This window comes from Rhizobium sp. Root708 (assembly GCF_001429725.1).
Lineage (GTDB): Bacteria > Pseudomonadota > Alphaproteobacteria > Rhizobiales > Rhizobiaceae > Rhizobium.
Genome location: NZ_LMHV01000004.1, coordinates 245,184 through 262,872, shown reverse-complemented (window position 1 = coordinate 262,872; position 17,689 = coordinate 245,184). Strand labels below are relative to the sequence as shown.

The following is a 17,689-nucleotide window of genomic DNA, read 5'->3' as shown; positions in this document are numbered from 1 at the left end:
AGGTTCGCTAAATCTGCTCGTCTTCATCAAAATCTCCTCGATCATAAAGCCCGAGAAAATTCTACTTTTGAAGCCCGTTAATTTGCGGGGGGATTACCCGTGGCCCAAGATCATGGCCTTTTCCATGTCGAGAAAGGCCGGGAGAAGATGCTCTTTGACGGATTTCACTGCATCCTGAATGCCACGCAACGGGTTCGAGTAAAACTTTGATTCCCCGAGCCAGATTTCGAAATCATCGCCTTTCGGCAGGATGTGAACCCCATCAAATCCCTTCACCGTGTCATTTGATGAGGTCTTGAGCACGAGCTTGCACAACACTGGAGACGTACCAAAGTGTAAGATGCAGGCTAAGTGAAAGATAAGCTCTCCAATCTCACCTCGGCTCGTCGTCTTCTTGGTGTTGTAGATATGTGCAGCGGCGAGCTGGAGCATTTCGACGAAGTTGCTTCCGCCGAAAGCTAGTTGGTTTTCCTGACTAAGCGCTGCGAACGGCAACCAATTGAATAAGTGGTCGGCAAAAGGCTTTGCCCGCCAGTGGTTACTGTCATACCCGGCACATAGCGCGGAGAAAGGTGGCAGATTGATACAATCTGTGCGAATTTCCAGAAATTTCTCAGGATATTTCAGCATCTACTGCCGCGTCGCCTCAACCATGCATAGAATCAGTAGAGAAAACTCTATCGGGTTCATCTGCATTCACAACAAGAAGCAGCGACTTAACCCTCTAAAGACTTTGCAGGCTATACAACCTGCGCAAGTGAGTTCCCTCTACAGGGCAGAAAACGCCCATGTCCTTTTGACGAGCGCGTGTCCTGGCTCACGAGCCGCTGGCGCGAGATAAGAAAAGAAGCTGAAACCCAATGCGGCGGTCATATCTCCAGATTCCCAACTAAGGGGAAGCGCTTTGCCACAAAATTCTGCACGCTTGTCACCAAGTTCATCCTGGCTTTGGGATTGGCCCACCGTTTGGGTTGCGTGCGAAGACCCCTAACGAATAAGGCGCGTTCCGCTAATTTACGTCCTGTTCCGACCGGCAAATTAGAAGCTGCCGCTGTCCAGGCCGAAATGCTCCTGGACGCCAACACGAGACCAGATCGTCGTGTCACCAATCGAAATACGGGCCAGGGACGATGCCGCAAGCAGCTTCGGGGCGTTCGGGAGCGCTATTCCATGCAGGGACGCGAGATCGCGTACCTCTGATAGGAACATCCAGTTTTTCCGAAACTCGGCCACGTCAATACCCGTCGGATTAGGCGGCAACAGGTCGTTCCGCACGAGGTTTCGAACTGTGGTGCGCGATCTTCCGAACGCCGTTGCGACATCCCCTTGCGACAGCGGAACGAAATCGGCGTGAGAGCGCGTCGTTGCGCCTGACGATAGGACCTGCGCTAGTGCGTCAGGATCGAAAATAAAAACGCTTTGAACGAGTGGCAGGTCCAAGGCGGGAATCCAGATGGCTTTCATCGCTCTCGTGACGATGGCTCGGAATATCCGGTTCCACTGTTTGCCATTCAAACTGCCTAAAGCAAATGCCAGGTCGAACAGTGGAAGCCCGTCACGACTGATGCTGGTACGTTGGTTGGGCTCCAGCTGCTTGAACACAGACACCCCCTGACCAGGAGCAGGAGCCGTTTTCAGCGGACCGAGCACAGGAATGAGTTCTGGAAGCAATCCCTCATCGAAGAGATCGATAAGATGGGGGACCGGCACGCCGATGCCGTTAGCAATGCTTCTTGCCTGAGGCGAGCAGCGCAGTAGCGCCACGGCTGCTTCGACGGCGTGGATTTGTCCCGCTCTTTCGTTCAGACGCCGCAGTTCTATCCGGCCGTGTTTCATTGGACCAATCTGTCGAATAGGCGCGGACGGATTCGACGAACTCGTTGATCGATCAACCTTCTCGACAACTACCCGCCCCAGGCACTTGTCTTTTCGTCCTTTCAAAAGGCAGCGAAGCTCGGGGGACAACGTTTGGTCGGAACATAGGCCGCTTATATCGCCCTCTCCGTCCTGCCCGGCCTTGTTTGGTGCCAGTAAATTTTCCAAGCTAGTCGGCCATTCCAGGATCGCTCGCCCGGCACGCTCAATCGATCTGACCTGAAGGCAGCCGCCCCAACCTGCGCCGGAACTCTCGAAACGACCTGCCATTTGAACAGCGAACTGAAAAAGCGCCCCTCGCCCGAGCTGGGTTAGCTCGGGATGCAATTGAAGCTTGGAACGACGATCAGCCGCTTCGGGATCGACAAGATCGGCGATAAGTTGCACTGCAGCCTCATCCTGGATGTCGGCCAGCGGTTGAGGGAAGTCCCGCAAATCGACAGCGGCTTGTTCGGGGCGTCCGCAGCGGTCGCAGAAGTTGATGCCGAAGTTTTTGCACCAGCCCAATCCACGCTGGCAGACGGGGCAATGATCCAGCAGTTCTTCCTTTGTTGCGACGTCAAAGCCGAGTGGCTGCAGCGACCACATCGCCTTTTGTGTTCCGTGTTTGCGAAGTGATGTCGGCGAGACGCGGCGTCGACTGGCCACATGTCGACGCCGCAAGTTGATGCCGAAAAACTCGACCCAGTCCCGACCGCATCCGGGCGTGTCTGTAAGGAAACCCTTCACCGCGTCGGCATCCTTTCGGATGCCAAGGACGTCAATCAGCCGACCTATCTCGTCGGCAGCTCCGCCATGAACAGCTGCCAAGCTTTTGAAAGACTTCGACTTCGCTAACTTCAGAACGACACCACTGTTTGAGAACCCGTTTCGGCTGACCGCTCGGAACGCGGCGTCGCGCAGGTGTTCGCCAGCCTCCAGATCGACCGGCAAGGCCAAAACACGGCCAATACTCGTGGCCCTGTCGACGGCGTGAGCAACCTCAACATCGTGGTGCTCCATCAACTCAGACATGAGCCGCCTCTCCCGTCGCAGGCGGAGCCTGGCGCACTCGCTCCAGCTTGTCGAAAGGATTGCTGGTCGCAAGTTCGTTGAATACGGTGTAATCGTCAGCTGCTGCCCGTAGGTGGTCGAATTCGACCCGCGATGCACCATCCTCGATTGCATAGAGGGCGGCGCGTTCGATCAAGTTTGCCGCATGGCCGAGATAGCCCCCGCAAGCGACGAAGAGCCGGGCGGACACATCTTTACTGATGAAATTAGAACGTTCGGCCAGCAACCCGGAACGCTGTAGATGCAGGCCGATCAGACCAACGAATTCGTTGAACGCGTCGCGATGCTTCGGCTTCTTGAAGTTCAACGGGCCCAGGAAGAGCTGTTTGATGCACCGGGCGCGTATCTGTTTGTCCAAGAAGACTTTCGTTCTCGCTTCGCTGGTTCCAACGAAAACGACTGGGCACCCACCAAGAAGGAAGTCCTTCAGCGTGTTGTGCACTCTAGTAGCCTCGGACCGAGCATTGATGGACGCTGCACCAATTCTCAAATGATTCATCTCATCGAAAATCAGCAGCTCTGTTCGAAACTCATTGATGTAATTGAGAACGCGATGCTTCTTGTTTCCCATATTGCCGGTCTCCGGGCATGGATCGTTGTACGCCCGGAGTATGTCTTCAAGAAGCGACATTAGGGTCGACGTCCCGGACACAGAGATATGCACCACCACTTTCTGCAGAAGTGCGACAGCAACTCGCGGAGTGTCCCGCGCGAACAACCCACTTTCGTAGCAGTAGTCTACAACGTTTCGTTCCACATAGGCCGATACGATGGTGGTCTTGCCACTCTGTGTGTCGGCGAAAAGCGTCGCGCACCTTGCCTCATTCCCGATGGCCGTCCTTTCCATGATGCGCCGCCTTGTGGCTCGAAGCGCATCGAAGGTTTTGTGCGCCTGCTTCATGAAGGCGTGCTCGATCCTGAGATTTTTGAAAACGTGTTCGAGTTCATCGACGGTGGACGTGATGTGCATGTTATTTCCTTAGGTGATGGGTTGTGGTGCTGGCTGGAAGCAGGCTTTTCGCCAGTCCCAGCCAGCCATGTTAGAAGCCGTAGCGACGCGCCAGCTCGTCGAGCGCGGCTTCGCTCTCGTCGATGTCCGGTTGAGCGGCCCAATCGATCTCTGCTGCCCCCTGCTCATGAGGCTTTACGTGATCGTTCGCCGCTTCCGCGACCGCCGCGTCCTTGCGAGTCTTCGGCTTTTTGGGCTTTCGGCCCTTTGGTGCAGTCAAGACGTCCGCCCGCTCGTTGAACGGCATTGACACCGGAACCGCTTCGGCGACTGGCATCCCGCTGATCGAAGGGTTGATCTTAAGGTCGATGATTTGACTTCCCGGTGCTAGTTGCGGCTTCTCACGCCCCTGGAGCACGCGGATCGTCCGCTTTGCCTCAGCGTGATTGTCGTTCGCAAGCTTTGCCTCAAGCTCCTTGGTATATTCGCGGCGGGCCTTGGCCTTCTCTTCCCGCGTGTGGAAGTTTTTGTTGAGCTTGGCCTGATACTCACGCTCGCCCTTGGAGAAGGCAAAGGAGACCGGCTTCTCGGCATAGAATGCATCGCGGTTCGGCAGCTCCACGATCTCGTTGGTGTACTCATCAATGACGGAAATCGAGGAGCAATCCATGTCGTCAAAGAAGAGGTGAACACGAAACGACGCTGTCTGACCTGGTTTCTTTTTCCGCCTCTCGCGATGAAACCGCGCCATGTGATCGAGCAGCATCGACACGATCCCCTGGTCGTGGAAGGTGTGGCCATTCAAAAGAATGCCCTCCGCATCGAGCATCCGGGTCTCGTAGCGCCCGAGGACAAGTTTGAATGAGCGGGCATCGTCAACGGAAAGGCGACCAAACTCGGCAACGCCTTCCGTCCACTTGCGAGCTGGAGCCATACCGATGCCGTCGTGTTCATCGAGGTTATATTCGATGATCTTGTGATCCATGAGGTCTCGGATCGAGTCGACGGACAAGGCAGCGCTCTTTTGGGGATCGATGCCCCTTAACTCCAACTCATCGGGAGGATAAGGAATCCCTCCTGGCAAGGCGTGCAGTGCGCCATTCATGGTGCGCACCAGGCGCTCGATCCAAGGTTTGTACTCGGGGGTCCTGATTGGCGCGTAGTCGACCTCGAACCCTACGATGTCACCGACCAGCTGGAGGCTTACGCCAATATGAGCCAATGCGTTGTCGAGGATAACAGTCTTGTACTTCCCCCAACCGTCGGCCGCGCCCTTGGAGAACCCAAAGCGCTCAAGCAATGCTGCTTTCGGGCTGACGACGTCACGCAGGCAGGCCATCAGGGTTGCAAGACAAGGCGGATCGAACGTTATGATGAACCCGACGTTCATCCGCGAGAACAAGTCCATTGCCCATACGAGCCAGGGTCTTTTTAGCACAATCGCCGTCGAGCCGTCGACTTGGACCTCTTCGCACGCCCAGATGTCGCCGAGCGTCTGGTCCAGTACGATGATTTCCAGCGGGGCAATCGCGGTGACGCTCTCGCCTCGACCGCGCAGCTCTCGGTTTGCCTGCCGGATGCCGAACTTCGACTTAATCGTCGCGTGGCATCGTGCCTCATTAATCCAGTTGGTCAGAGTTTGATGGCAGGGCGGCTCGAACATAAGGTCCGGGTATTCCACCGGTTCTGAAGAGTCGCTGGATAAAGCATTTGCTTCTTGCTCTCTACGAGCGCGGATCAGCTCATCACGCTTTGCGTAGAATCTGTCATCGAAATAACCGTGGGCGTGGGTGAAGAGGACGACCGGATCACCCCAGTAGTGAGCCACCGTCTCTTGGCCCAGATTGTAAACCCATGCGGGCCATTTCGACTTCTTCCTGGCGTTCCCCCGTTTGCGAAGGTAAAGAGCTATTGTTCGATTGTTCTCCCCTCCCTTTGCCAACGCCTTGCGTACAGCGCTGGCAGATGGTGCCCATTCAAGTCCGGCCTCTTTTGCCTCACTGCCTCTGCCGTCGATAAATTCATCGAGCGCTGCTGTGCTTTTCTTAGTCCCCGGTGCAGCATCAAAAGCTCGCACGTAGAAAAGAAGCGTTGCTGCTCGCTCGAAATCCGCCTTCCTGATCTGCCAGTCTTTCAACTGTCTGTTTGTCAGATGCTTTCTGGGAGGTTCGTGCAGACTCCGGATATCGAAGGCGGTGACAGTACGTATTAACTCGCCCTGACGCTTCGTGCGAACCGCGCCACCTCTCGCTTGCAGCACAGCTAGGTCGAGCGCCTTGATATGAACTTCCCGTCCGTCCGCGAGACCTCGGAGCGAAACCAGATTCTTATCGTTTTCACTTTCAACTTTGAAAGCGCCTCGGACTGTCCCACTACAAAACTGGTATTGATCACCTACTGAGATATCAAGGGTCATCGGCCTGCCCCCTGGTCAATCAAGTGAACCGGCCACCCGCTCTTGAGGCCAGCGGTCAAGTCGATGGATATGAACCGCCGGTAATGAAGGGCAACTACTTTCGCCTGCGCTGATGGGCCGTTGCCGAATGCCTGCTGTAGGGACGCGAGCGGCACCGTGTTTCCTTCACCGAAGTGCGCAAGGCAGGTCGCGAAATCACATTCATCAAGGGTTGAATACTTATAGAGATCGCCACGTCGGGCGATTGCAGTGAACTGCTTATCTAGATGCACCGACTGCCTGATTGTGAAAAAAGCAAATCCGCGACGGTGGTAGAGTTCCTGAGCAAGACTGAGCTTATGCTGATATGCCGGATCGTCGTCACGAGGGTCTTTGTCCGCCTTGATCTCAAGTAGCAGGTTCTGCAGTCGATGTGGCGGAACATCACGATTGGCTGCCATGCACGCAGCCTGCGAAAATGGCATGCCACTCCGTAGGTCTTCGACGAAGGAAGGATGCACCTGTAGCAGTAGGTCGGGGAAGTATATTAGCGGCCGCCCCCGGTTGCCCCGGACTGAGATTTCGAGCCGGTGCGGTTGCGCTAGCAGGTAATGGACCCGGGTCGAGAAGTCCGCCAAGCACATGGCGGTACGCTCAAGCTTCGATTCCCATGGCATGGCTCTCGCACCACCCTTTATGGCGTGGAAAGTACCCGTGGGACGGGTCTTGCGTCCATCAATGATCGTTCTGATTGGGCCGCCGTTTTCTGCCCAAAACAGCTTAGCTACGACATCTAACGTGTTGGGACGAACATCCTGTGGGACGTATTCGTCCTCTTGGTCATAGGACGCCGGGTCGAGTTCGCGGTGGGAAAGGCCTTGGTTACCGAATATTGCGAAAGGATCGAAGATGTTTTCAGACCGGTGTTTCATTTGAAGCTCCTAGAAGAATTCTGTGAATTGGCGAAAGGAAATAGGCTCCGACAGAGGCTGAGGGGCCCCTGGCAGATGACTGAATCCTCTAATTGTGTTACTGGTTACCAAATGCAGCGCCGCTTGCGACAACCAACAGGAGCATCGCGGCAACTAAAGTACCTATAGCGATTCTCTAGGATACGAAAGAGCCCGATGCAGCAATCAACCAATCGCCCCCAGGCAACCCCTGCACACGCCGCACTGGTCTCGATTGATCGGCAGGTTGCGACTTTGGAGAAGCGGCGCGAAGAGATGCGAGCTGAGATGGCACGTTTGGAAGCCGAGACGCGGCAGGTCGACGTTGACCTGAAACATCTTCGTGACGCCAAGAGATCGCTCAGCCTGCTCGGCGCAAACCCTGATGACAGGCCTAACCATCTCGATGAACTTCCAGATGTACCTGAAGATTTCGCAAAAAGGCGGATTCAGCGCCCGGACGCCCAAGCTTGGCAAGTTCGGCAACAGGCTTACCGGATATTAAAGGATCAAGGGCATCCTCTAAGCAGGATCGAAATCTATGACAGGCTTAAAGCGCTGGGCGTCGAAATCGACCACCCCACCCCGGCGAAAAGACTGGGACGGATTTTGACGGATGCGAAGGAAGAGTTCGTGTACCGCGATAATGGCTACTGGATTGCCGGTGAGCCGATAACTGTCCCGGCAGAACGGCCGAAGCGCTTTCGCACGCGACGGAAGCCCAAGGAAATCTAAACAAAAATCCCGAGGTCCAATTTGTATCCGAATAATGTTTTGGATACGGAATTCCTTTGGGAGACAAATGTTGACATTTTGGATACGCAAGGAAATAAGTCGAACAGTGCGCAAGGAAATAGTCACCTAGCGCGAAAATGTGTTCCTTATTTTCCGAAATGAATTTCACTGTAATCGGTGTCATGAAGGCGACAGAATTCCTTTTGCTGCCTGCCTGTCTGGAGACGATCTCCTTGCCTATGGAAAGCCGAGCTTTGCGTCCGTGCCCACGAAAGTAGGCCGAGGAGCGAACTACGATTTCGTGTCTGCCCGAATGAGGGCCGTGAGTGATCGCTCGATCTTCGTGACTGCTATTCGCGTCTCATAGGTCGGCAACATCGGGTGCGAGACTGGAAGCTTCTGCGAGTCTTCCCACCGGGAAGATTCACACGACGACTTCGATGGCACGAGTTTAGCTCTAGGCGGCAATCTACACGGTGGTCTCGGATCGGCAGTCGACCACGAACGTCCTTTCAGTGAATCGCGACAGGCGGCGGACACCGAGCTGGCGGATCGCCATCTGTTCGATGGCTTGCACCACAGCGCAATTGGAGTTTGTGCTGGTGGTGGGTCGAGGCTCGCTCCCTTTCCTCATAAAACATTCCCCATCTTCATGGTTCGAACGGCCAAGAGGGCGCACAAGATCACCATGAAGGCCCACAGGATCAATCGAGTTATAGCCGACGATACGTCGATGGCGGCTGTCGGCTTGTCTCCTGCAAGCGTCGCAATGCTCCGCGAGTAGGAGAAACCGGTCTGCCTGGGCGGTAATGTGCGACTTCAGAACGCTCCCGCCGAACCGTAGGTAAGTCCTGCAGATCAGCTTCGGTATTCGGTGGCGCTCATGTCACGAGGCAGTATTTGCCCGTGCCGGGCCCTCATGGGCAGTTCAAACGCAGTTCAGAAGCGTAAATACGGAAATCGCTATCGTTTATATAAAATCGCGAATTTCTTGAGTTGGGGTGCAACGACTCTGCACGAGCAGCCCTGGTGCTGGCCCGGAAATAACTGCCTGATCCGCCACAGTTTACATCATGATATCGATTCAAAAAATCGCAATCCTGAGGTTTTGAATTCTGATCCCTTGGATCGAAAATCCCATTTGATTGGGTCCTACTTGAACGTTGATCTATCGGCCAGCCCCCCCTGCGACGCGTCCATTCAAAATCTTTGATGATATCCATAAATCCTATTCGTTTGATTGATGGGCAGGAAGAGCCCATATCAGTGGTCAAGTTCATAACCGTCGTGCGAAGAGAAAAGGAAAGCCGACATGACCACCGTCACCTATAGGGAAGGCAAGACCTCCCATCCGGAACTCTATCCGGAGATCTCGAACTATGCCCGCAAGTTGGCTCGCGCTTGGCACCAGTGGCAGGCAGCCCGCGAAATCGAGTCCATGCCGCTCGACGTTCGCAAGGATATCGGTTGGCCGTCTGCCGATGACACGGACGAACGCAAGGCGATGTAATGGATGCGACATACCTCCCAGGATGAAGGCGGCTGTCGGCTTCTTGCCAGCGCCGCCTTCACTATTTCAGGCACCCTCAATTTAATCTTGAATTTCATAGACATCTATTAGCGCCAGCAGTATCTGCGCGACAAATGTCCGCTCCGATCATCAATTGACAAACATCAAGCCTGACTATGTCGCAAATTTACTCTTTGCGGCCGCAGATATCTATGCCAATGTCGCTTTCAGAATATCGAAGGGACGCATTCCAAGCAACGAATAGAGCATTCGCCCTCGTTTACGGATTTGTCTCATGAACAAGATGCTGCATAAAAAACGCTCTATCGTCTTCTTCATGGTTCCCCAGTTTACCATGCTGCCCTTTTCCGCGGCGATCGATACGCTGCGGATTGCAAATCGCATGCTGGGTTACCAGGCATACACTTGGCGTCTGACCTCCGTCGATGGCGAGAAGGTCTATTCGTCCTGCGGCATCGGCGTAGAAGCAAACACCTCGCTTGCGGACGAACGTCGCAATCTGGGTGGCGAGAACCGGCCGAGCATGGTGCTCGTCTGTTCCGGCATCGACGTCGAGGAATTCAACAACAAATCCGTGAATGCGTGGCTGCGTGAGTCCTACAATCGCGGCGTCGCCGTCGGTAGTCTCTGTACGGGCGCACATGTGCTTGCCCAGGCGGGTCTCCTGAACGGCAAGCGCTGTGCGATCCACTGGGAAAACCTTCCGGGCTTCTCCGAGGCTTTTCCGCAGGCCGAAGTCTATGCCGATCTCTACGAGGTCGACAGCAATCTCTACACCTGCGCCGGCGGCACGGCCTCCCTCGACATGATGCTGAACCTGATCGGCCAGGATTTCGGCGAAACGCTCGTCAACCGCGTCTGTGAGCAGCACCTGACCGACCGCGTGCGCAGTCCGCACGATCGCCAGCGCCTGCCGCTGCGCGCTCGCCTGGGCGTTCAGAACGGCAAGGTGCTCTCCATCATTGAATTGATGGAAGGCAATCTAGCAGAACCCCTGTCGCTGCTTGAAATCGCCGATGGAGCCGGATTGTCCCGGCGACAGATCGAGCGCCTCTTCCGCCAGGAAATGGGTCGCTCCCCTGCCCGCTACTACCTCGAGATCCGCCTTGACCGCGCCCGCCATCTGCTCGTGCAATCATCGATGCCGGTGGTCGAAGTAGCCGTGGCCTGCGGCTTCGTCTCGGCCTCGCACTTCTCGAAGTGTTATCGCGAACTCTACCAGCGCTCGCCGCAGCAAGAGCGCGCCGAGCGCAAGATGACGATGGCGACAGCCCGCCAGGCGATCGCCGCCTGACATGAGACATGAGCGGCGGAGCGGCTACTGTGCCGCTTCGCCCGTCAACTTTACATCCGAGAAGACCAGATTTCGGCCCTTGTGCTTCGCCATGTAGAGAAACTGGTCAGCAGCGTTCAGATAATTGTCGAACGTCTCATAGTCGGAAATCTCGGCCACGCCGATCGAGACCGTCACCGACAGGTCTTCGTCATCGGCCGTCACCTTCAGGCGCGCGATATCCGACCGTATCTCGTCGCAAAGTTTGGTTGCCGCGCTGGAATCGAGCATCGGAAACAGAATGGCGAATTCCTCGCCGCCGAGACGCGACAGCAGATTGTCGCTCCCTTCGAATATCGTGGCGAGACGCCGCGCCACGGCCGTCAGAACCTTGTCGCCGATCTCATGGCCATAGGTGTCGTTCAGCCGCTTGAAGTGATCGATATCCATGATCGCGACCGAACTCACGGCCTTCTGCCGCAGACAATCGGTGACGATCTTCGGCCCGAGCTCGTAGAAATATCGCCTGTTGTGAAGGCCAGTGAGGTAGTCGCAGGCCGCCGCCGCGCGCAGCTGCTTGAGCTGCGTCAGCGTCTCGACATTGTTGGCAACCCGGCACTGCAACTCCTCGGCCACGAACGGCCGGTAGATGAAATCCGAAGCGCCGGCCTTCAGGAAACTTGCCGAGAGCATGCGGTCGTCGGAGGACGATATTCCGATGATCCGCAGCCGGTCGGAACCGAAGCGGCGGCGGATCTTGCGCGTGAGCTCGTAACCGGTCATGTCGGGCATGTGGTGATCGGTTATGACGAGTTCGATGTCGCCGTAGGTCTGCAGCGCCGCCATGGCTTCTTCGCCGCAGCTCGCCTCGACGACCATATACTGCTGCGACTGCAGCAGGCTCGTCAGCGTTTCGCGTGCAGACCTGACATCATCGACGACGAGGACGCGTGTCTTCCTGTTCGCGAGCGCGCGGCGCACGGCAGCAACGATATTGTCCAGAGCAAATTCGCCGTCCTTGACCACATAGTCGACGACCCTGCGCTCCATGATCTTGCTGCGGGTCTTGAGATCGAAGGTGCCGGTGAAGACGATTGTCGGAACGCCATGCGCGATCGCGCAGTCCAGTGCCTCGCCGTAGGGCGAGTCGGGCAGGTTGAGGTCAAGGACCACCATGATGAAACCGTGATCGTCATGGGCGATAGCATCGCTCATGCTCTTCAAGGTCGAACAGACTTTGACGTTGAGACCCAACTCTGCGTGGAAGCGATGAGCGAGAACCGTCGCAAACATGCGAGAATCCTCAACCAAGAGTATCGTCGGCGCACCGAAACGTGGCCCCGCGCCTCCCCGATCGCTCTCCGATTGAAACGTCATCCAACCCCGCCCCGCGCTTGGTTCGCACCCGAATCGGGCAAAACGACCAGCTTTCATAGACGATAACTTACAGGTGCCCCCACGTGAAGCGGCTGGACGGGCGCATTACCTACAATTGTAGAAATCTCGAAGCGCCGGTAGGGTATTGCGCAGTCGTGGGCCCCGCGCCCCAATAGAAAAGCCGCCTGCCCTAAGGACAAGCGGCTTATTTGATAGTTTTCGGAAGAAAATCGACGGATTACGCGACCGCGCGCTGCTTGTGCATCTGCTGGATTTGCAGAAGAGTATCCAGGTTTTGATTGACGCGGCAGTAGAATTCTTCGTCGATGAACGGACGCAACATGAAGTCGTTGCCACCAGCCTTGAGGAATCGCGCCGACAACAGCCGGTTGGATGACGACGAGACGCCTATAATCCGCAACTCATGCGAGCCGATGCTGGCGCGAATGCGCCGCGTCAGCTCGAAGCCATCGATATCGGGCATGTTGTAGTCGGTGACCATCAGGCCGATGTCGCGATTGGCCTTCAGCGTCTCAAGCGCCTTGGCGCCGTTCTCAGCTGTGCTGACCCGGAAATTGTAGCGCTTGAGGCGGCTGGAAAGCAGCGCACGCGCCGTCGGGCTGTCGTCGACGATGAGGACGTGGTGGCGGTGGTTCGTCAGAAAGCGGCAGATCGCTTCTGCGAGGAGATCGACGGCAAAGACGTTATCCTTGAGGATATAGTCGACGATGTCCTTCGCCATCAGCTTGTCGCGCATGCCGTCCTGGAAGGTACCGGTAAAGACGATGGTCGGGATGCTCAGATCCACGAGATACTCAAGTGCCTCGCCGTTCTCTGCGCCCGGCAGATTGATGTTCGAAACCGCAAGCGTGATCGGATGGGTCGACTTGTCGTAGCAGAGCTGCAACTCCTCGAAACTCCTGCAGATCTCCACGTCGATATTGAAGAGTTCCTTCAATCGCTTGCTGACCATCGATGTGAAGACGTTCGAATCCTCAGCAAGGACGATGCGTGCATCCGCAAACATGCTGGCCGAATATTGCATGCCCGAAATTCCCAGAAACGCCATTTCCAAACCTTTTAATAAAACGCCTGTCCCGTCCCAAATCGGTATCGTAGGCGACTTGAATAAGTATTAATTGATGCTCGCGGAACGCGCGCCAAACCCGCGGCAACCACGGCCGCCGCTGGTTTCTTCAAAACATGCTTAAAATACTATGCTAGTTGAAAAGCCGGGGAGCCGTCAGCTCTTGGCGTTGCCATCGGCCGTCTTGCTCCGCAGCCGGCGAACGCGACCATCGTCCTCGTCGATCTCAGCCTCCGGTTCCGGCTTCTCGATATCGGCGGGCTCCGGCTCCGCGCCGATAATATCGGGCGGACGGTGAAATACGACGTCGCTCTGCGGCAGAGGGATTTCAATGCCGTCTGCGCGGAAGCGCTTGAGGATCGCAATGCGCAGGTCGTTGCGCACCTTCATGCCGTCGCCCATGTCGGCCAGCATGAAGCGCAGTTCGAAATCGAGCGAATAAGGTCCGAAGCGCAGGAATTCGACATGCGGCTCGGGATTCCGCAGGACCAGCGGCACGGCGTTCACGAGCTCAAGCAGAATATCCATCACCGCTTGCGGGTCGGAATGATAGCTGACGGAAACCGGGATCTCGGAGCGCCCCATCTTATTGCGGTGCGTCCAGTTGCCCACCTGCGCGTTGATGAGCTCCGAGTTCGGAACAATGATCGACTGCTTGCGGAACGTCTCGATCTCCGTCGCGCGCACGGAGATGCGCTTCACGATCCCTTCCGCGGTGCCTGATACGACATGGTCGCCGACCTTGAACGGCCGTTCGACCAGAAGAATGAGGCCGGAGACGAAATTCGAAACGATGTTCTGCAGGCCGAAACCGATACCGACCGAAAGGGCGGACGCGAAGAGCGCGAAGCTTGAGAGATCGAGGCCCGCGGCGGACACGCCGATCAAGGCCGCGATGCCGACGCCGAGGTAGCCGATACCCGTCTTGACCGAGTTGCGCACGCCGAGATCGACATGGCTCCGCGCCATGACGTTGCCATCGAGCCAACGCTGGACCCAGCGCGTCAGCAGATAGCCGAAAGCAAACAACACGATGCCGGTCACGATACCAAGCAGGGAAATCGTGATCCCGCCAAGCCGCACCTCGGTGAACAGGCGGTAGGTGATCAGTACGAGATCCTGCACATGGAAGCCCCAAAGCAGCAGGATCAGCGGAATTCCGGTCGCCAGAGCAACGCCGTAGATCAGAAAGCCGACGAGCAGCCCCACCTGGTCGACGGCCACAGGCCCGAGCTTGAAACGCCGCGCCAGGAAGCGTCCCGGCATCGTATCGCCGAACGTCTCGGTACGGGAGATCGCCTTGCCGGACAACAGCCCGATATAGGTCGTGACCACGATCGCACCGGTTACGATCAGCTGCGACGCCACGAAGCGCGCCAGGCCTACGTAGCCAGTCACCGCCGCAATGATCAGTCCGGCGCCGAGTACGCGCAGGATGATCGCCATTCCGCGTGGCCAATGGCGGCCCGGCGCATCAGGGTCGCCGTTCCGCGCCAGCATCGGTCGCCCGAACGATGCCGCGATCAGGATCAGCCCGATGATCAGCGCGGCCACCAGGCTTCGAACCACGGTCAGGACGAGAGGAGAGCCCATCGCCTCACTGATGCTGCCGAAGAAGAAATCGAGAGCATGAACGATGGCCATCGCGAGCAGGCATGCGCCGAGCGAGCTTGCGCCGCGATTGGAGAGCTTTACCAGGCGCCAGTGGGGCTCCGCCGGTGCGAACACCGCATTGGTGAAGCGCCGAACGAAATAGACGAGACCGATCGCCCCGAAGAGCGAACCGATGACAGGCGCAATGTCGGGTCGCAGCACGTTGAAGCTGTCGAGGAAGAAATAAGATGAGACCAGCAGCGCCGCGAGCGAAAAGCTTCGGATCAGCGTCGACCAGAACGCAATGGACAGACGGCTGATATAGGACGGCTGCTCGTTGGTTTCCCTGCGCTGGAGGTAGTGGCCGAAGACCCGGTAAGCGCCGGACAGCAGGATGAGAGCCATCGCCAGCGACATGAAGATCGCGGCAAGAAAAGCCATGCTCTTGAATTTGAGAACGAAGCCGAGCCAGCTCGTCAGGGCCTGCGAAAACGCGGTCAGTTCCTGCGTGAACGCACTTGCGGCATCATCGAGAACGGAGGCTGAAATATCCGTGCGGCGAAGCAGCGTATCGGCGAAAAGCGTCCGGCGAAGCTGGACGATCTCGTTCATGAGCTTGCTGACGGCGGCCGTGAGATTGTCGGCGTCACCCGTTATCGCGTTGATCTGCGCCCGCTCCGCTGTCAGGGAGTTGCGCTCCGTCGTGACGATCTCGGCTTCGGGCGGTTGCCCATCCTTTGGAGGCTCACCGAGTTCGGCAAGACGCGCCTTGATCTGATCGAGCCGCGGTCCGAAGCTGCCGGTGATCGTGGCAGCCGAACGGTTGAGTTGATCGGCCTTGCCGGCAATCGCGACGAGCGCGTCGTCGTCGTCAGCCCCCTGCGTGACGCTGCCCTGCAGCGAAGCGAGAGCGGCCTTCGCTTTCTCCAGATCCTTTGCCGCCTGTTCGACCGCCGTGCTCGCAAGCTTTCCGGCTTCTACCGGCTGCTGTTGCTCAGCCTGCGATGGCGCGGGCTGCGGCTGAAGCGTCTGCGCATGAATAAGACCCGCACCGGCTGCAGCCATTGCGAGAAAGAAAAAGCTCCGAACGAGAATGTTTGTCAGCCGCAAAATGTCCCCGCTTGGGTCGGTTTGTCAGAGTGAGCGCCTGCTTTTCATAGGAGAAAGGCGACAGAAAGGCGAAACGGACCTTAACCGCGCTTATGGCCTGAAACCTCCGCCCCTGCATCACGCGCCAATTGCAGAAATCGGAAGGACGAAACTATCCCGATCGCCCCGATCACGGCGAAAGCCAGCCGGAAATCGATGAGGCCGGGACCGTCGAGACCACGTAGCGAAACTGAAACATTGAGTACAGCAGCAGCGATTGCAACACCCAGCAGCATGGAGACCTGCTGAAGCATGCTCGACAGCGTCGAGGCCGAACTGCGCTGCGCCGGGTTGATGTCCGCGAAAGCGAGCGTATTCAGCGCCGTGAACTCCATGGACCGCGACAGACCGGCGACAAACAGCAAGGCGTAGGTCACGACGCGCGATGTCTCGGGCGTCAGGAACCCACAGCCGATGATCGACAGGGCCGCAATCATGCCGTTGAAGAACAGCACCGTGCGAAAGCCGAGCTTGGCCAGCAACGGCGTCGTGACCGTCTTCATGCCGAGATTGCCAAGGAAATACACAAGCAGATAGGCGCCCGCTTCGATCGAACTCAGGCCGAAGCCAAGCTGGAAGAGCAGCGGCAGCAGAAACGGCGTCGCATTGATGGCGACGCGGCTCGCGGTACCGGCCGACAGCGTTGCGATTGCATAGGTATGAACCTTGAATGCCGAGAGATCGAGCAGCGGATTGGCCACTCTCAGAAAATGCCGTGTCGCCATCACGGAGAGAACGATGCCGGCAACCAGCATCAGCGCGATCGGCGCGATGCCACCATCCCATTTCACCGACAGCTCCAACGCGGCGAGAAGCAAGGTCAATCCGGCGGCACTCAGGATGAAGCCGCGGACATCGAGCCTGCCGACGTTCTCTTCCCTTTGCTCGGGAACGAAACGCCAGACCAGCGCCATGCCCAGAATGCCGATCGGCAGGTTGATCAGGAAATTCCAATGCCAGCTGGCATAGGTCGTGATGAAACCTCCAAGCAGCGGCCCGACGACAGGGGCGGTAAGCGCCGGCCAGGTGATGAGTGCGATCGCCTGCACCAGCTCGGATTTGCGCGCGTTCTTGAGAACGATGATGCGCCCAACGGGCGTCATCAGCGCGCTGCCCATACCTTGGACCGCCCGAGCAAGCACGAACTCGATCAGACCGTGCGACAGCCCGCAAAACAGCGACGCCAGTGTGAACACCGCGATCGACGCCATGAAGACGCGACGCGCGCCGTAGCGATCGCCAAGCCACCCCGACAACGGGATGAACGCCGCCATGGTCAGCATGTAGACGGTGATGCCGATGCTCATCGACACGGGCTGCACGCCGAAGCTCGCTGCCATCTGCGGCAACGATGTCGTGACGATCGTTCCGTCCAGGATCTGCATGAAGAAGGAAACGGCAACGACGAGCGCCACTATCTTCGCCCGACGCGCCGCCTGCGTATCGTCTGTCTTATCGATCGTCTCAACCGCGGTCATGAAACTGCCAACGAGGAATGCGAGAAATTAGAAGCCGGCGAAGCGGGAGAGTGCCTCGGAGCCGGCCAGCCGTAGATAGAGCGATAATCGCAGGCAGGAAAGACAAAAACGTTTGAGCCCAGTCCGATAGCGCTCACAAAACGCGTCATGCGCGAAATCTTGACGCAGAACAATTTGACAGCGATTGGCGATGCCGCCAACCTGCCGACGCCACGAGGAAGCCAAAGGAGCATCCGCAACACCA

The 17,689-nt window shown here is 57.2% G+C and carries 12 protein-coding genes; 3 read left to right on the top strand and 9 right to left on the bottom strand.

The features are described from left to right. Nucleotides 1–93 precede the first annotated feature (93 nt). The 5 genes from ASE04_RS05360 to ASE04_RS05340 all read right to left on the bottom strand — a co-directional run bounded on the left by ASE04_RS05360 (nucleotide 94) and on the right by ASE04_RS05340 (nucleotide 7,204). On the bottom strand, nucleotides 94–630 hold the full coding sequence (locus ASE04_RS05360) for a HamA C-terminal domain-containing protein (protein WP_056813116.1): 537 nt from the start codon (nucleotides 628–630) through the stop codon (nucleotides 94–96). 408 nt (nucleotides 631–1,038) lie between these two features. Further along, on the bottom strand, nucleotides 1,039–2,889 hold the full coding sequence (locus tag ASE04_RS05355) for a hypothetical protein (RefSeq protein WP_056813113.1): 1,851 nt from the start codon (nucleotides 2,887–2,889) through the stop codon (nucleotides 1,039–1,041). Continuing rightward, nucleotides 2,882–3,898, bottom strand: coding sequence for a TniB family NTP-binding protein (locus ASE04_RS05350; protein ID WP_056813110.1), 1,017 nt, complete (start codon nucleotides 3,896–3,898; stop codon nucleotides 2,882–2,884). The genes ASE04_RS05355 and ASE04_RS05350 overlap by 8 nt, the downstream gene beginning before the upstream one ends. 70 nt (nucleotides 3,899–3,968) lie before the next feature. Continuing rightward, a complete protein-coding gene (locus tag ASE04_RS05345) occupies nucleotides 3,969–6,293 on the bottom strand; it encodes a hypothetical protein (protein ID WP_056813106.1) in 2,325 nt (774 codons plus the stop codon). Continuing rightward, complete coding sequence (locus ASE04_RS05340; RefSeq protein WP_056813103.1) at nucleotides 6,290–7,204, bottom strand: hypothetical protein; 915 nt, start codon at nucleotides 7,202–7,204, stop codon at nucleotides 6,290–6,292. The genes ASE04_RS05345 and ASE04_RS05340 overlap by 4 nt, the downstream gene beginning before the upstream one ends. A gap of 195 nt (nucleotides 7,205–7,399) precedes the next feature. Between ASE04_RS05340 and ASE04_RS05335 the strand changes: the two genes are divergently transcribed. The 3 genes from ASE04_RS05335 to ASE04_RS05325 all read left to right on the top strand — a co-directional run bounded on the left by ASE04_RS05335 (nucleotide 7,400) and on the right by ASE04_RS05325 (nucleotide 10,782). Beyond that, nucleotides 7,400–7,957: a hypothetical protein gene (locus tag ASE04_RS05335; RefSeq protein ID WP_056813100.1), complete on the top strand. Its 558-nt coding sequence runs from the start codon at nucleotides 7,400–7,402 to the stop codon at nucleotides 7,955–7,957. Nucleotides 7,958–9,269: 1,312 nt separating this feature from the next. Beyond that, nucleotides 9,270–9,467, top strand: coding sequence for a hypothetical protein (locus ASE04_RS05330; RefSeq protein WP_056813097.1), 198 nt, complete (start codon nucleotides 9,270–9,272; stop codon nucleotides 9,465–9,467). A 295-nt stretch (nucleotides 9,468–9,762) separates the two neighbouring features. After that, nucleotides 9,763–10,782: a GlxA family transcriptional regulator gene (locus ASE04_RS05325; protein ID WP_056813094.1), complete on the top strand. Its 1,020-nt coding sequence runs from the start codon at nucleotides 9,763–9,765 to the stop codon at nucleotides 10,780–10,782. 24 nt (nucleotides 10,783–10,806) lie between these two features. Here ASE04_RS05325 and ASE04_RS05320 read toward each other — a convergent pair whose 3' ends face one another. The 4 genes from ASE04_RS05320 to ASE04_RS05305 form a co-directional block, all read right to left on the bottom strand. After that, nucleotides 10,807–12,138, bottom strand: a complete 1,332-nt coding sequence (locus tag ASE04_RS05320) for a GGDEF domain-containing response regulator (protein WP_056813091.1) — start codon at nucleotides 12,136–12,138, stop codon at nucleotides 10,807–10,809. A gap of 238 nt (nucleotides 12,139–12,376) precedes the next feature. Next, nucleotides 12,377–13,207, bottom strand: coding sequence for a response regulator (locus tag ASE04_RS05315; RefSeq protein ID WP_056813088.1), 831 nt, complete (start codon nucleotides 13,205–13,207; stop codon nucleotides 12,377–12,379). Nucleotides 13,208–13,381: 174 nt separating this feature from the next. Next, nucleotides 13,382–15,928: a mechanosensitive ion channel family protein gene (locus ASE04_RS05310; protein ID WP_056813083.1), complete on the bottom strand. Its 2,547-nt coding sequence runs from the start codon at nucleotides 15,926–15,928 to the stop codon at nucleotides 13,382–13,384. Between the two features lie 80 nt (nucleotides 15,929–16,008). Next, complete coding sequence (locus ASE04_RS05305; RefSeq protein ID WP_056813080.1) at nucleotides 16,009–17,445, bottom strand: MFS transporter; 1,437 nt, start codon at nucleotides 17,443–17,445, stop codon at nucleotides 16,009–16,011. Nucleotides 17,446–17,689 lie beyond the last annotated feature (244 nt).